This is a genomic window from Paraburkholderia sp. BR14312 (genome assembly GCF_040948675.1).
GTDB lineage: Bacteria > Pseudomonadota > Gammaproteobacteria > Burkholderiales > Burkholderiaceae > Paraburkholderia > Paraburkholderia nodosa_A.
In genome coordinates this window covers 561,786-577,058 of the sequence record NZ_JBFPKI010000004.1, presented here as the reverse complement: position 1 = coordinate 577,058, position 15,273 = coordinate 561,786, and the positions used below count along the sequence as shown (strand labels likewise).

15 protein-coding genes are annotated in these 15,273 nt (G+C 65.9%); 8 read left to right on the top strand and 7 right to left on the bottom strand.

All coding sequences use genetic code 11. The features are described 5' to 3' along the window. Positions 1-64: 64 nt before the first annotated feature. The 5 genes from AB3X98_RS14705 to AB3X98_RS14685 all read right to left on the bottom strand — a co-directional run bounded on the left by AB3X98_RS14705 (position 65) and on the right by AB3X98_RS14685 (position 3,915). Positions 65-844: a peptidylprolyl isomerase gene (locus AB3X98_RS14705; protein WP_069268088.1), complete on the bottom strand. Its 780-nt coding sequence runs from the start codon at positions 842-844 to the stop codon at positions 65-67. Between the two features lie 60 nt (positions 845-904). Beyond that, a complete protein-coding gene (locus AB3X98_RS14700; protein ID WP_342945726.1) occupies positions 905-1,213 on the bottom strand; it encodes a BolA family protein in 309 nt (102 codons plus the stop codon). Continuing rightward, positions 1,210-1,743 (bottom strand): septation protein A, encoded by a 534-nt coding sequence (locus AB3X98_RS14695; RefSeq protein ID WP_069268086.1) that lies wholly within the window; start codon positions 1,741-1,743, stop codon positions 1,210-1,212. Before AB3X98_RS14695 ends, AB3X98_RS14700 begins: the two co-directional genes overlap by 4 nt. A gap of 103 nt (positions 1,744-1,846) precedes the next feature. Beyond that, positions 1,847-2,266, bottom strand: coding sequence for a peptide-methionine (R)-S-oxide reductase MsrB (gene msrB, locus AB3X98_RS14690; protein ID WP_069268085.1), 420 nt, complete (start codon positions 2,264-2,266; stop codon positions 1,847-1,849). Between the two features lie 50 nt (positions 2,267-2,316). Next, the gene (locus tag AB3X98_RS14685; RefSeq protein WP_368606479.1) at positions 2,317-3,915 is read right to left on the bottom strand and encodes a YdiU family protein; all 1,599 of its coding nucleotides are present in this window, start codon (positions 3,913-3,915) and stop codon (positions 2,317-2,319) included. Positions 3,916-4,058: 143 nt separating this feature from the next. Here AB3X98_RS14685 and AB3X98_RS14680 point away from each other — a divergent pair, with 143 nt between their 5' ends. The 8 genes from AB3X98_RS14680 to AB3X98_RS14645 all read left to right on the top strand — a co-directional run bounded on the left by AB3X98_RS14680 (position 4,059) and on the right by AB3X98_RS14645 (position 13,104). After that, complete coding sequence (locus AB3X98_RS14680) at positions 4,059-5,747, top strand: 3-(methylthio)propionyl-CoA ligase (protein WP_368606478.1); 1,689 nt, start codon at positions 4,059-4,061, stop codon at positions 5,745-5,747. 243 nt (positions 5,748-5,990) lie between these two features. Next, complete coding sequence (locus AB3X98_RS14675) at positions 5,991-8,072, top strand: 3-hydroxyacyl-CoA dehydrogenase NAD-binding domain-containing protein (protein WP_342945730.1); 2,082 nt, start codon at positions 5,991-5,993, stop codon at positions 8,070-8,072. 70 nt (positions 8,073-8,142) lie between these two features. Next, positions 8,143-8,778: a bifunctional nicotinamidase/pyrazinamidase gene (gene pncA / locus AB3X98_RS14670; protein ID WP_069268081.1), complete on the top strand. Its 636-nt coding sequence runs from the start codon at positions 8,143-8,145 to the stop codon at positions 8,776-8,778. Positions 8,779-8,831: 53 nt separating this feature from the next. Beyond that, entirely contained in the window at positions 8,832-10,010 is a 1,179-nt protein-coding gene (locus AB3X98_RS14665; RefSeq protein WP_342945731.1) for an acetyl-CoA C-acyltransferase, read from the top strand. 176 nt (positions 10,011-10,186) lie between these two features. Next, positions 10,187-10,489 carry a Dabb family protein gene (locus AB3X98_RS14660; protein WP_254338482.1) on the top strand — a complete coding sequence of 101 codons (303 nt, stop codon included), beginning with the start codon at positions 10,187-10,189 and terminating at the stop codon, positions 10,487-10,489. Between the two features lie 89 nt (positions 10,490-10,578). Then, on the top strand, positions 10,579-11,025 hold the full coding sequence (locus AB3X98_RS14655; RefSeq protein WP_028207000.1) for a PaaI family thioesterase: 447 nt from the start codon (positions 10,579-10,581) through the stop codon (positions 11,023-11,025). Positions 11,026-11,135: 110 nt separating this feature from the next. Next, positions 11,136-12,134, top strand: coding sequence for an NADP-dependent oxidoreductase (locus AB3X98_RS14650; protein ID WP_368606477.1), 999 nt, complete (start codon positions 11,136-11,138; stop codon positions 12,132-12,134). Between the two features lie 88 nt (positions 12,135-12,222). Further along, the gene (locus AB3X98_RS14645; protein ID WP_368606476.1) at positions 12,223-13,104 is read left to right on the top strand and encodes an SDR family oxidoreductase; all 882 of its coding nucleotides are present in this window, start codon (positions 12,223-12,225) and stop codon (positions 13,102-13,104) included. A 147-nt stretch (positions 13,105-13,251) separates the two neighbouring features. Here AB3X98_RS14645 and AB3X98_RS14640 read toward each other — a convergent pair whose 3' ends face one another. Then, positions 13,252-14,106, bottom strand: coding sequence for an NRDE family protein (locus AB3X98_RS14640; RefSeq protein WP_069268077.1), 855 nt, complete (start codon positions 14,104-14,106; stop codon positions 13,252-13,254). Positions 14,107-14,197: 91 nt separating this feature from the next. Further along, entirely contained in the window at positions 14,198-15,217 is a 1,020-nt protein-coding gene (locus AB3X98_RS14635) for a folate-binding protein (protein WP_342945734.1), read from the bottom strand. Between the last annotated feature and the right edge of the window lie 56 nt (positions 15,218-15,273).

The following is a 15,273-nucleotide window of genomic DNA, read 5'->3' as shown; positions in this document are numbered from 1 at the left end:
AACAAAAACCCCGCGCCTTCGAAGGTCGCGGGGTCTTTTGCAGCACTTTGAGCCGCGTGCAGCCTTACTGAATCTTCGCCTGCTTGCGCAGATTCTCTTCGAACGCCTGCAGCTTTTCCTGCTGGATCTGCTGGACGATCTGCGGGCGCACCTGCTCGAGCGGCGGCGGCGTGACCGGGCGGATGTCGTCCACGCGGATGATGTGCCAGCCGAACTGCGTGTGCACCGGCGTATCGGTCATCTGGCCTTTCTGCAGATGCGTGGCCGCAGCCGCGAATTCCGGCACATAGGCCTTCGGATCGGACCAGTCGAGGTCGCCGCCGTTCTTGGCCGAGCCCGGGTCCTTCGAGTACTGCTTCGCGAGGTCTTCGAAGCTGGCGCCGGCCTTGATCTTCGCGATCAGGTCCTTGGCCTGCTGCTCGTTGTCCACGAGGATGTGGTGCAGATGGTATTCGCTGCCGCCCGCATCCTTGGTCAACTGGTCGTAGCGCGCCTTGACTTCGGCGTCGGTCGGCTGGTTGTTCTTCACGAAGTTCTGAATCAGCGCGCGCAGCACGACGGTCTGCTGGGCCACGGCGATTTGCGCCTTCACGTCCGGGTTGTTCGGAATGCCCTCGCGAATGGCTTCCTGCATGAGGATTTCGCGGTTCACGAGCTCCTCGCGCACCGCCATTTGCAGTTGCGGCGAATCCTGCTGGCCTTGTTGGACAAGCTGCTGGACCAGCGCATCGGCGCGCGCTTTGGGAATCGGCGTGCCGTTCACGACGGCGATGTTCTGCGCAAAGGCGGGAGCCGCCGCGCAAGCAGCCAGCAACACCCAGAGATGGGTCTTCTTCAAGGTCATCGGAAAGTCCTAACGGGGCGAACCAAAATGGCGAACAAAAAAGTCGAAATCTAACGTGGGCTAGCGGGGCAGCGCCGCGGCTTCTTCGGGCGTGAGCGCCGTGATCGCGAGAGCGTGGATGCCGCGCTGCATGGCCTCGGCCAGCGCATCATACACCATGCGATGCCTTGCCACGCGGGCTTTCCCCGCGAATGCGCCCGCAACGATCGTGACATGATAGTGACCGCCGGCAGCGGCGCCCGCGTGTCCGGCATGCTGCGCGCTGTCGTCGCGTACGTCGATCGAAACCGGGGTGAGCGCCGCGGTCAGGCGCGTTTCGATGAGCGCCATGCGCTCGGCGGGGCTGGCGTTGAGAAAGACGTCGCTCATTCTTCTTCCTTCATGTAACGCGAAAGCCACAGGCTCTGGCCGACGATGAACACCACGAGAATGCCGGTCGCGCCGAACAGCTTGAAGTCGACCCACGCGTCGGTGGAGAAGTGGAATGCCACGAAGAGATTAAGAATGCCGAGCAGCGCGAAGAAGATCGACCAGACGAAGTTCAGTTGCGTCCAGATGCGCGGCGGCAGGGTGATCTGCTTGCCCATCATCGCTTCGATGAGGTTCTTGCCGAAGGCCATCTGCGAGACGAGCAGCACGACCGAGAACGCCCAGTAGAGCACGGTGGGTTTCCACTTGATGAAGGTTTCGTCGTGCAGCATCAGCGTGGCGCCGCCGAACACGACGACGATGCCCAGCGAAAGCCACAGCATCGGGTCGACCTTGCGGTGACGGAACGCGACCCAAGCGATCTGCACGAGCGTAGCTCCAATCGCCACGGCCGTAGCCGTGAAGATGCCCCACAGCTTGAAGGCGACGAAAAAGAGGATGATCGGGAACAGATCAAACAGGAATTTCATTATCGGCCTGAGAGTTGACGAATTGAGCCCGGCAAAAGAGGGCACGACGCTGTCAAGGCCGCATTGGGCCCCGCGCGGGGGCGCGGGGCTGCCTTGCCAACGTTCACTTGGGCTCGAATTGTAGCGCAGCCGAATTGATGCAATACCGAAGGCCCGTCGGGGCCGGACCATCCTCGAACACGTGGCCGAGGTGCGCGCCGCAGTTCTTGCAGCGCACCTCGATACGCAGCATGCCGTGCGTGCGGTCGGTTTTCTCTTCGATCACCTCGCCGTTGATCGGGCGGAAGTAGCTCGGCCAGCCGCAACCCGCGTCGAATTTCGTGTCGGACTCGAAGAGCGGCGTGCCGCAACACACACAGTCATACACACCGCGATCGAAATGATCCCAGTATTTGCCCGTGAAGGCGCGCTCCGTGGCCGCATGGCGCGTGACCTGATACTGGCCTTCGTCGAGCTGCTCGCGCCATTGCTCGTCAGACTGGTAGCCGGGGTAGGAGGGGGAGTTGTGGTCATCCTGGCTCATGTCGGGTTCCTGTCGGGTGGGAAACAAGGATCACGTAGATGGGGGCGCGCTCACGAAGAGCAACTGACTTCGAGCGAACTCGCCCAGTCGGGCGGCAGCCCTGCGTACGACGCGTTTTCGGGCTGCTCGTCGAATGGCCGCTCGAGCACCCTGGCCAGCCGCTCGACTTCGCTGAAGTCCTTCTGCGCAGCGCGCTCGATCGCCGTTTGCGCGAGGTGATTGCGCAGCACGTATTTCGGATTCTTGCGGTTCATCGCCTCGACGCGCGCAGCGTCGTCGCGTGTTTCGTGCGCGAGGCGCGCGCGGTAGTCGGCAGCCCACGCGTCGAAGGCGGCGCGATCGAGAAAGAGATCGCGCACCGGCGTGTCGCCACTCGCGTCATGCTTCGAGACGCGCGCGAGATGGCGATACGTGAGCGTGAAATCGGCACGGTTGGCATGCATGATTTCGAACAGCTTGTTCGCGAGCGCGTCGTCGCCTTCGCGCTCGTGTTCGAGGCCGAGCTTCGCGCGCATGCGCGCTTCGAGCGCGGGGGCGAAGTGCCCCTTGAAGCGTTCGAGCACGCCTTGCGCGTCGGCTACCACGCGCTCGCCGCGCTTCTTTTCGTCGGCGATGTCGTAGTGCGCGCCGAACAGCGGCACGAGCGCTTGCGCGAGGCAAAAGAGATTCCAGTACGCGATCTGCGGCTGCATGCGATACGCGTAGCGGCCCTGCGAATCCGAATGATTGCAGATGTGGTTGGCGTCGAAGCCGTCCATGAAGCCGAACGGACCGTAATCGATCGTGAGGCCGAGGATCGACATGTTGTCGGTATTCATCACGCCATGGCAGAAGCCCACGGCCTGCCACTCGACCATCAGCGCTGCCGTGGTGCGCACCGCCTCGTCGAGCAGGGCGAGGTACGGGTCGTCGGCTTCGCGCAGTTGCGGATAGAAGCGCGCAATCACGTGGTCGGCGAGCGCGCGCAGCGCGTCCACGTCGTCGTGCGAATAGAAGTGCTCGAAGTGGCCGAAGCGCACGAAGCTCGGCGACACGCGCGTGACGACCGCGGCAGTTTCCATGTCTTCCCGGCGCACGGGCTGGTCCGAGCCGGTCACCGTGAGGGCGCGCGTGGTCGGAATGCCGAGATGATGCATGGCCTCCGAGCACAGGAATTCGCGGATCGACGAGCGCAGCACCGCGCGGCCGTCGCCCATGCGCGAGTAGGGCGTGCGGCCCGCGCCTTTGAGCTGGATCTCATTGCGCCTGCCCTCGTGCTCGACCTCGCCGAGCGTGAGCGCGCGGCCGTCGCCGAGTTGGCCCGCCCATACGCCGAACTGGTGGCCGGAGTAGACCGTTGCGTAAGACATGGCCGAAGGCGAGCGCTCGCGCGTGAAATTTCCGCTAAAGAACCCGGCGAACGCGGGGTCGGCAACGGCGGACGGATCGAGCCCGAGTTGCGCGGCCATGGCCTGCGAGAAGCCGACGACGTAAGGCGCAGGCAGCGGCGCGCCGGGCAGCCGCGTGAAAAAGCGTGCGCCGAGCGCGGCGAAGGCGTCGTCGCGCGGCACGATCAGTGCGCGTTCGAAGTCGGCGAGCGGACCGGTGGCGGGCGGGTGCGTAGCGGACGAGCCGCCTTGGGAGTCGGGAGTGCCTGGTGAAAACGACATATTGAGGGCCTGTTGAATAGTCGATATTGTAAGTCCGCACCCGCCGGCGTGCTGGGGCAGGTTCGAAGCTTGCCGGCGAGCCAGCCCGATGCGCCAAAGACAACGCCAGACAAAGCCGATCAAACGCGAGGAGACCGCCACCGATGACTGCGCCGCTGCTGGGACAGATGATGGATGTGCCGCTCACGCTCCCGTCGTTGATTGCGCATGCGGCGCGCCACCATGGCAACGCGCAGATCGTCTCGCGCCGCATCGAGGGCGATATTCACCGCTACACCTACCGCGAATGCGAGGTGCGCTCGAAGCAGCTTGCCCAGGCGCTCATTGCGCTGGGCGTGGCGCCGGGCGAGCGCGTCGGCACGCTGGCCTGGAACGGCTACCGGCACCTCGAAGCCTATTTCGGCGTGACCGGATTCGGCGCCGTGTGCCACACCATCAATCCGCGGCTCTTTCCCGAGCAAATCGCGTGGATCGTCAATCACGCCGAAGACCGCTACGTGCTGTTCGACATCACGTTTGCCGCGCTCGTCGACACGCTCGCGCCGCAATGCCCGAACGTGCGCGGCTGGATCGCGTTGTGCGACGAGTCGCACCGGCCGGCAATGCGCACGGAAGTGCTCAGCTATGAAACGCTGCTCGCCGCGCAGGACGGCCATTTCGCGTGGCCCGAACTCGACGAGCGCAGCGCCTCGAACCTTTGCTACACGTCCGGCACCACGGGCAACCCGAAAGGCGCGCTGTACACGCATCGCTCGTCGGTGCTGCATGCCTATGGCGCGTCGCTGCCCGACGCCATGGGGCTTTGCGCGCGCGATGCGATCCTGCCGGTCGTGCCGATGTTCCATGTGAACGCATGGGGCATTCCGCATGCGGCGCCGCTCACGGGTGCGAAGCTCGTGATGCCCGGCAAGGATCTCGATGGCAAGTCGCTCTATGAACTCATGGAAGCGGAAGGCGTCACCGCCTCGGCCGGCGTGCCCACCGTCTGGCTCGGCTTGCTGGCGTATGTGCGCGCAGCGGGCGTGCGTTTTACCAAGCTGCAGCGCACGGTGGTCGGCGGCTCGGCCTGCCCGCCGGCGATCCAGCGCGCCTTCGAGGACGACTACGGCGTGCAGACCATCCACGCGTGGGGCATGACGGAGATGTCGCCGCTCGGCACGCTCTCGAGGCTCAACTGGGAGCAGTCGGAGCGCCCGCGCGAAGCGCAGCAGGCGCTGCTCGAAAAGCAGGGGCGCGTGATTTTCGGCGTGGACATGAAGATCGTGGGCGAAGACGGGCGGGAATTGCCGTGGGATGGCGTGACGTTCGGCGACCTGCACGTGCGCGGGCCGTGGGTGATCGACCGTTATTTCCGCCAGGAAAGCGGCTCGCCGCTCGTGGACGGCTGGTTCCCCACGGGCGACGTCGCCACGATCGACCCCGACGGCTTCCTGCACATCACCGATCGCAGCAAGGACGTGATCAAGTCGGGCGGCGAGTGGATCAGCTCGATCGACCTGGAAAACATCGCCGTGGCGCATCCGGCCATCGCGGAGGCCGCGTGCATTGCCTGCGCGCATCCGCGCTGGACCGAGCGGCCGCTCATCGTCGCGGTGAAGAAGCCCGGCGCCGCGGTGACGCGTGAAGAGTTGCTCGCGCACTTCGAAGGCAAGGTCGCGAAATGGTGGCTGCCCGACGACGCCGTGTTCGTCGACGAATTGCCCCATACGGCAACGGGCAAGCTGCAAAAGCTCAAGCTGCGCGAGCAGTTCCGCGCCTATGTGCTACCGACTGCGTTGGCCGTGGAGGGCTGTCCGCTCGACCCGGCGCAAGACGCCGCGAAGCGCGGATAAGCTACCCCGAGCCGCCCGCGCAGCCGCGCAAGGTTCTCCGGCGCAGCCATCTGGCTGCGTTTTTTTCTTCCGACTTTACCGGTCAACCCGCCAGATTCGTGGGTTCAGTACAAACCCTGGCGTCCGCAGCGCAGCAAAAAATTGAACGAACGTTCTTTTTTGGGTATTCTGCCTGCTGACCGGGAATGTCGGACAATGAAACCGACGACGCACATCGCGGCCCGCAAGCATGGAGGCAGGCAAATGGCAGTGGACTACACGACTCGCGACGGCGTCGCCGTCATCACGCTCAATAATCCGCCCGTCAACGGCCTCGGGCATTCGACCCGCGCAGGCATTGTCGAGGGCCTCGCGCGCGCCGCTAGCGATCCGGCCGTTGCGGCCATCGTGATCACGGGCGCCGGCAAGGCGTTCTCGGGCGGCGCGGACATCACCGAATTCAACACGCCCAAGGCGATGCAGGAGCCCACGCTCCACACGGTCATCAAGGAAGTCGAAAAGAGCGCGAAGCCGGTCGTGGCCGCGATCCATAGCGTGGCCATGGGCGGCGGTCTCGAACTCGCGCTCGGCGCGCACTACCGTATCGCTGCTCCCGGCGCGCAGATCGCGCTGCCCGAGGTGAAGCTCGGCATTCTGCCGGGCGCGGGCGGCACGCAGCGTCTGCCGCGTGCGATCGGCCTGGAAGCCGCGCTCAACATGATCGTCACGGGCGCGCCTGTAATGAGCGAAAAGCTCGCGAATTCGGGGCTCTTCGACGCCATGGCGCAAGGCGATCTGCTCGAAGAGGCAATCGCATTCGCGCGCAAGGCGGCCGACAAGCCGGGCCCGCATCCGCTCGTGCGCAATCGCAAGATCGAACACGCGAACGCCGAGGGCTTCCTGCAGTTCTCGCGCAACACCGTGGGCGCGATGGCGAAGAACTATCCCGCGCCGGTGAAGTGCGTCGACGCCATTGCGGCGGGCGTGAAGCAGGGCTTCGAAAAGGGCCTCGCCTTTGAGCGCGAATGCTTCCTCGAACTCGTGCAGACGCCGGAAAGCCGCGCGCTGCGCCACGCGTTCTTCGGCGAGCGTGCCGCGAGCAAGATTCCCGATGTGCCGTCGAGCACGCCCACGCGCGATATCGAGAAGGTGGCCGTGATCGGCGCGGGCACGATGGGCGGCGGCATCACGATGAACTTCCTCAACGCGGGCGTGCCGGTCACGCTGCTGGAAACGAAGCAGGAAGCGCTCGATCGCGGCCTCGCCACGATCCGCAAGAACTACGAAGCGCAGGTCAAGAAGGGCAAGCTCACGCAGGAGAAGCTGGAGGCGCGCATGGCGCTCATCAGCCCGACGCTCTCCTACGACGACCTCAAGCAAGCCGATCTCATCATCGAGGCAGTGTTCGAAGAACTCGGCGTGAAGGAGCAGGTGTTCAAGCGCCTCGACGAAGTCGCCAAGGCTGGCGCGATCCTCGCCTCGAACACTTCGACGCTCGACGTCGACAAGATCGCGGCGTTCACGAAGCGTCCGCAGGACGTGGTGGGTCTGCACTTCTTTAGTCCTGCCAACGTGATGAAGCTGCTCGAAGTCGTGCGCGGCAAGGAAACCGCCAAAGACGTGCTCGCCACCGTCATGCAGGTCGCGAAGAAGATCCGCAAGACGGCCGTGGTGTCGGGCGTGTGCGACGGCTTCATCGGCAATCGCATGATCGAGCAGTACGTGCGTCAGGCGCTCTACATGCTCGAAGAAGGCGCACTGCCCGCGCAAGTGGACCGGGCAGTCGAAAAGTTCGGCTTCGCGATGGGCCCGTTCCGCATGAGCGATCTGGCCGGCAACGATATCGGCTGGGCCATTCGCAAGCGCCGCTATCAGGAACACCCGGACATGAAGTACTCGAAGATCGCCGATCGTCTGTGCGAGACCGGCCGCTTCGGGCAGAAGACCGGCGCGGGCTGGTACGACTACAAGGCGGGCGAGCGCAACGCGCTGCCTTCGAAACTCGTCGACGAGATGATCGTGGCGTACTCGAAGGAAGCCGGTGTTGAGCGCCGCAAGATCAGCGACGAGGAAATCGTCGAGCGTCTCGTGTTCTCGCTCGTCAACGAAGGCGCGAAGATTCTCGAAGAGGGCATCGCTTCGAAGGCGTCGGACATCGACATGGTCTATCTCACGGGCTACGGCTTCCCGCTGTGGCGCGGCGGCCCGATGCTGTACGCCGACACGGTCGGCCTCTACAACGTCGAGCGCGCGATTCGCCGCTATGCGCAGCAGCGCAATGGCGAGGCGTGGGAAGTCGCGCCTTCGATCGTCGAACTGGCTGCCAGTGGCGGTACGTTCAACTAAGCATCACTTACGGACGCAAAAGCGGACGCAAAAGCGGACGCAAAAGCGGACGAACAGGCGGACGAACATCATGAGAAGCGCAGACGACGTGCTCCTGCTGATCGACCTGCAATACGACTTCATGCCCGGCGGCGCGCTTGCTGTCGCGCGTGGCGATGAAGTCGTGCCGGTCGCGAACCGGCTCGCGCAGGGCTTCAGCCACGTGGTGCTCACGCAGGACTGGCACCCGGCGCAGCACGTTTCATTTGCGGCCAACCACGCGGGGCGCGCGCCGTTCGAGACGACGGCGCTGCCCTACGGCGAGCAAGTGCTGTGGCCCGTGCATTGCGTGCAGGGCACCGAAGGCGCGGCGCTGCATCGCGACCTGGACGTGCCGCACGCGCGCGCGGTGATCCGCAAGGGCCATCACGCCGACGTGGACAGCTACTCCGCGTTTCTCGAAGCCGACCGCAAGACGCCGACGGGCCTCGCGGGTTATCTGCGCGACGTAGGCGTGAAGCGCGTGTACTGCTGCGGCCTCGCGACCGACTACTGCGTGGCGTGGTCCGCGCTCGACGCGCGCGCTGCCGGCTTCGAAACCGTGCTGATCGAAGACGCCTCGCGCGCCATCGACCTGAACGGCTCGCTTGCCGCCGCGTGGCAGCAGTTGCTCGCGGCCGGTGTGAAGCGCGCGCAGTCGGCCGAGGTGCTGGCACTGTCCGCCTGAACGTCCAATCAAAGACATCCTCTGGATTCAATATTCGTAGTGGGAGACATCGCATGACTGACGCCGTAATCGTATCGACCGCCCGCACGGGCCTCGCCAAATCCTGGAAGGGCGCCTTCAACATGACGCACGGCGCCACGCTCGGCGGGCACGTGACGCAAGCCGCCGTCGAGCGCGCGAAGATCGACCCCGCGCGCGTGGAAGACGTGATCATGGGCTGCGCGAACCCCGAGGGCGCCACGGGCGCGAATATCGCGCGCCAGATCGCGCTGCGCGCGGGCCTGCCCGTGAGCGTGCCGGGCATGACGGTGAACCGCTTCTGTTCATCCGGACTCCAGACGATCGCGCTTGCCGCGCAACGCGTGATCGCGGGCGAGGGCGACGTGTTCGTCGCGGGCGGTGTGGAATCGATCTCGTGCGTGCAGAACGAGATGAACCGCCACATGGTGGCCGAAGGCTGGCTCAACCAGCACAAGCCCGAAATCTACTGGAGCATGCTGCAAACGGCCGAGAACGTCGCGAAGCGCTATGAAATCTCGAAGGATCGCCAGGACGAGTACGGCGTGCAGTCGCAGCTGCGCGCGGCGGCCGCGCAGGCAGCCGGTCTCTTCAACGACGAAATCGTGCCGATGACGGTCCTCGCCGGTGTCGCCGACAAGGCCACGGGGCAGCTCGTCACGAAGGAAGTGACGATCGCCGCCGACGAAGGCATTCGCGCCGATACCACGCTAGAGGGCGTTGCGAAGATCCGCACGGCGATGCCGGGCGGCGTCATCACGGCCGGCAACGCGAGCCAGTTCTCGGACGGTGCGAGCGCCTGCGTCGTGATGAACGCGAAAGTCGCGGAACGCGAAGGCCTGCAGCCGCTCGGCATTTTCCGCGGCTTCGCCGTGGCGGGCTGCGAGCCGGACGAGATGGGCATCGGTCCCGTGTTCGCCGTGCCCAAGCTGCTCAAGCAGACGGGACTGAAGGTCGAGGACATCGGCCTGTGGGAGCTGAACGAAGCGTTCGCGGTGCAGGTGCTGTACTGCCGCGACAAGCTCGGCATTCCCGCCGACCGCCTGAACGTGAACGGCGGCGCGATCGCCGTCGGTCACCCGTACGGCGTGTCGGGCGCGCGCCTCACGGGCCACGCGCTCATCGAAGGCAAGCGCCGCGGCGCGAAGTTCGTCGTGGTGACGATGTGCATCGGCGGCGGGCAGGGCGCTGCCGGCCTCTTCGAGGTCGTGTGATGCACGGTGCGGCGGACTCGCGAGAGTCTGCCGCCGCCTCGGCCACACCACCGCTTTCCCGCGGCTTTGCGCGTGCCGAGCCGCTCTCGCACCCGTGCCGCTGCGGGTATCATGACGGCTATCGGCGCGCGCACGGTGCGGCGCCTGTTCCCATGCAGACTGAAAGAGGTGAGTTCGTGATTCGTCATATCGTGATGTGGAAGCTCAAGGAGTCGGCCGAAGGCGCGACGCGCGCCGAGAACGTCGTGAAGTTCAAGGCGCTGCTCGAAGGCTGCCGCGATCTCGTGCCGGGCACGCTGCACCTCGAAGTCGGTGTGGCCGGGCCGGGCCTCGCTTCCACATTCGACCTCGTGCTCGTCTCCGACTTCGCCGACCAGGCCGCGCTCGACGGCTATCAGGACCACCCCGAGCATCTCGTCGTGAAGCAGTTCGCGAAGCTCGTGGTCGAGTCGCGTCAGTGCGTGGATTACGTGGTCTAACGCGCATCATGACCGGTACCGCAGATCAATCGCAGGGCGGCGGCGCGCCAAAAAGCGAAGACGCTCAAGAACCGCAACCATCGCTCACGATCATCGAGAGTCCCTTCGTCGAGCACCTCGGCGCGCAACTCGTGAGCGCGCGTGACGGCGCGAGCGAAGTCGTGCTGCCGCTCGCCGAGCGGCATCTGAATACATGGGACGTCGCGCACGGCGGCGTCACGATGACGCTCGCCGACATCGCGCTCGCCATGGCCGCGCGCAGCGTCGCCGCCGACGGCGTGGGCGTCGTCACCGTCGAAATGAAAGTGAACTTCATGCAGCCGGGGCGCGGCGAATTGCGCGCCACCGGCCGCGTGCTGCACCGTTCCACTACCATGGCCTATTGCGAAGGCGAGATTCGCGACAGCGAAGGCCATTTCGTCGCCAAGGCGCTCGGCACCTTCAAGTACATGCGCCGGCTTGCGGTGGGCCGTGACGTGACGCGTCAGCGTCTGCGCAGCGACCCCAGCGCGCGGCCGGGGCCGAGCGACGGTTAAACGCGCAATCGGGCGCGTGCGAGGGCTTTGCTCGTGCGCACCCGGGTGCTGTTCTCTCGCGCGGCAGGCGTGCAACGCCTCGCCGCGCCCAACGAAGCAACACGGATGCCATGACCCAGACCAATCGCCAGATCCTGCTCGCTTCGCGCCCGGAAGGCGCCGCGAGCGTCGATAACTTCCGCCTCGTCAAAACGCCGCTCGCACCGCTCGAAGTGGGCCAGCTGCGCGTGCGCAACCACTATCTCTCGCTCGATCCGTACATGCGCGGGCGCATGAACGACAGTAAGTCGTACGCAGCGCCGCAGCCGCTCGACTCGGTGATGATCGGCGGCACGGTGGGCGAGGTGGTCGAATCGCGCAACCCGAAGTTCAAGGTCGGCGACAAGGTCGTGGGCATGTTCGGCTGGCAGGAGTTCGGCACCTCGAACGGCAGTGACCTGCATGTCGTCGATACGACGCATGTGCCGCTTTCCGCGTACCTCGGGCCGGTCGGCATGCCGGGCGTCACCGCGTGGTACGGCCTGAATCGCATCATCGAGCCGAAGGCGGGGCAAACCGTCGTCGTGAGCGCGGCGAGCGGCGCGGTGGGCAGCGTGGTCGGCCAGCTTGCGAAGCGCGCGGGCTGCCGCGCAGTGGGTATCGCGGGCGGCGCGGACAAATGCCGCTATGTCGTGGAGACGCTCGGCTTCGACGCATGCGTCGACTACAAGGCCGGCAATCTCTATCAGGATCTCAAGGCCGCGACGCCGGACGGCGTGGACGGCTACTTCGAGAACGTCGGCGGCGCGGTGCTCGACGCTACGCTCGCGCGCATGAACGCGTTCGGCCGCATCGCGCTGTGCGGGATGATCGCCGGCTACGACGGCGAGCCGATGCCGCTCAAGTATCCGCAACTGCTGCTCACGCAGCGCCTGCTTGCGCAGGGCTTCATCGTGAGCGAGCACATGGAAGTGTGGCCGCAGGCGCTCGCTGAACTGGGTACGCTGGTCGCGAAGCAGCAGCTCGCGTATCGTGAGACCGTGGCCGAGGGGCTCGAGAACGCGCCCGGCGCGTTCCTCGGCATGCTCAAAGGCCACAACTTCGGCAAGCAGCTCGTCAAGTTGATCTAACTATCTGAGTGTGAGCGCAAGCGCCCTGGAAGGGCGCTGCGCTGTTCCGTGCGCAGTGTTCACCGCAACCTTCACCGCAGGATTCGCAATGTCCGAACCGTTTGAGTTCGACGGCCGCGTGGCTGTCATCACGGGCGCGGCAAGCGGCTTTGGCCGCGCGTTCGCGCAACAGGCCGCAGCGCTCGGCATGAAGCTCGTGCTCGCCGATGTCGATCAGACGCTGCTCGACGAAACCGTCAATGCCTTGCGCGAAGGCGGCGCGCAGGCCATCGACGTGCGCACCGACGTGCGCGATGCCGCGCAGGTCGACGCACTCGCTAAGGCCGCGCTCGACGCGTATGGCAAGGTCCATCTGCTCTTCAACAACGCGGGCGTCGGCACCGGCGGCTTCGTGTGGGAAAGCACCGCGAAGGACTGGGACTGGGTGTTCGGTGTGAACGTAATGGGCGTGGCCAATGGCGTGCGCAGCTTCACGCCAGCCATGCTCGCGCAGGGCGAGCGCGCGCATATCGTCAACACGGCGTCGGTGGCGGGGTTGCTTTCGCCGCCCGCCATGGGCGTGTACAACGCGTCGAAGCATGCCGTGGTCTCGCTCACCGAGACGCTTTATCACGACCTGAAGAACGTGACCGACAAGGTGAGTTGCTCGTTGCTGTGTCCAGCCTTCGTGTCGACCGGCATCGCGAACGCCGAGCGCGCCCGCCCTGACGATCTTCGCAACGAAGAACCACCCACGCGCTCGCAGCAAGCCGCCGATCTGCAGTTGCAGCGCGCGGTGCGCTCCGGCAAGCTCACGCCCGACGACGTCGCGAAGGCGACCTTCGACGCCGTGCGGGACGGGCGCTTTTATATCCTCACGCATCCGCAGATTCTTCCTTCGGTGAAGCTGCGTCATGAGGATATCGAAACATTGCGCAACCCGACCGATCCGCTCTCGCTCAAACCTGAAGTCAAGAAAGCGCCGCAATAAAAGCGGCGGAGGTCACGCTCGTGCGTTACGACGGCACGATCCACGAGTTCATCAAAATGGGCGCGTTCATCGACGAGGCGCGGCGCGCACAGCAGCAGGCCGCGCACGCGCCGCGCGTCGCGTACGGCACGGGCGACTGAAACGCACTCAGCCTCTTTCGACGGTATAGGTTTCGTGGCGCTCGAAGGCGCCCGGGCGGACGACGCGATGCGCGCCGTCGTCGTCGCTGCGCTCTAGCGCTTCCACATCCAGCAGGGTGCCGCGCAGCGTGACGCGCAGCGCCGTGGTGCCGCGTGTGCCGTAGTCGGGCGTTTCGATGAATGCCGCGGAAAGCGCACGTTCGCGTTCGAGCGAAATGCCCGTGGCGGGCAACTCGCGGTCGGGCGCGACCTGCGGGTCGCGCATCATGTCTACGAGCCGCGCGAGTGGGACTTGCGCGTCGCCCGTCGCGAGCTGTGCGAGTTCTGCGCGCTTGCGTACGAGCTTGGGCCACGGCGTGTCGAGCACGGCATTGGAAATGCCGTGCGTGCCTTCGGGCAGCAAGGCCGGCGCGCGGTCCGCGCGATTGCAGTACCACGCCAGCTCGCGCCGCGTCCAGTCGCCGACGATCAGATTGAAGCCGTTATAGAGATCGCCCGAGCGCGCGATCTCGTCGAGATAGCCGAGCGGCGTATCGGGCAGACCTTGCGCGCCGGTGAGCCAGCGCGAGACGAGCGTGCCGCGCGTGGGCGCGTCGGGGCGCATGTCGTTCGGCGCGCGATAGTTCGTGAGCGCGGCGAAGCGGCCGCGGCGCGTCATGCCCAGCCACGTGCCGCCGCCGACGAGATCGCGGCCCGCCAGCACGCCCGTTGCCGAACTGCCCGGGGACGTGACGTCGTCCGAGGCGTTCCACCAGTGCAGCGGGTCGGCGGTGCGGCGCAGGAACTCGTCGCGGTTGGCCGCGAGCGTGAAAAGCGCGCCGGCGCGCGCGCGCGGACGCCAGTCGAACACGATCAGGCACATGGAACTGGCCCCTGCAGGGTCGGGTCTGGGGCCATGCCCAGGCAACGCGAGGCGCCGGGCGCCTCACGTGCAATGGACGCGGTGCGCAGCGTCAAATTTCGGCCGGCAACGCGTACGGCAGCGGCAACACGCGCAGCGCGGGGCCGTCCGCGGCGCCGAGATGCACGCTGCCCGTTTCGAGTGCGGCAAGCTTGATCTCGGCGAGCAGATCGACGCCGCCCTCGGGCGCGGCGGCGGCGTTCACGACCATGCCGCACGGCTGGCTCGGGTCGTCCGAATGGAAAAGCTCGGCCCCCGCATGCGCGGCGTCCAGATTCGCGGCCACATTGGCGAGCGCGGTGCGGCGCTTGATCGTGCCGCGATACTGGCTGCGCGCGACGATTTCCTGGCCGGGGTAGCAGCCCTTGCGGAAGTTCACGCCGCCCAGCACGTCGTAGTTGACCATCTGCGGTACGAACTGCTCGCTCACGGCCTGCGTGATGCGCGGCTCGCCCGCGCGAATGTCGAGCCAGTCCCACACCGCCGGCGACACGCGCTCGACCAAACCCTCGAGCTTCGCGAGGCGCTCCTGCACCGCTTGCTTCGGGCCGACCCACAGATAACGCAGCACGCCGGCCGCGTCGGGCACACGGATCAGCGTGCCTGCGGGGTCGTCCACCTTCACGTGCACGCCGTCGGGCAGCGCGTCGAACACGCTCGCGAGCGCGCCGCGCACGTCGCCAGCGAGCCCCACTACGAGCAGCTTGTCGCTGTCGTCGGTGAGCTTGGCCTTGGCCCGCAGCACGAACATCGACAGGCGTTTTTGCACCGGCGCCTGTACGTCCTTCGAGATCAGGAGACGGATCGTGTCGCCGGTCTTCCAGGTGAGGAACGAGGCGAGCAGACGGCCCTTGGGCGAGCAGTAGCCCGCGAGGCGCGCGCCGGCCACGTCGAGATGCTGGACGTCGTTGGTGAGCTGGCTGTGCAGGAAGGTCGCGGCGTCGTCGCCATTGGCGTCGATCACGCCGAACTGCGGCAGGATCGCGTAGGCGCCGCCTTTCAGAACGGCGTCGAAGTCGGCCGTGGATTCAGGAGCGGAAAGCGTGGAAGCGGGATCGAGCGGTGAGTTCATGGATTCGGGGAACAGTCAATCCTGACTTTAGCGAAGGCAAGCAGTTATTATATGAG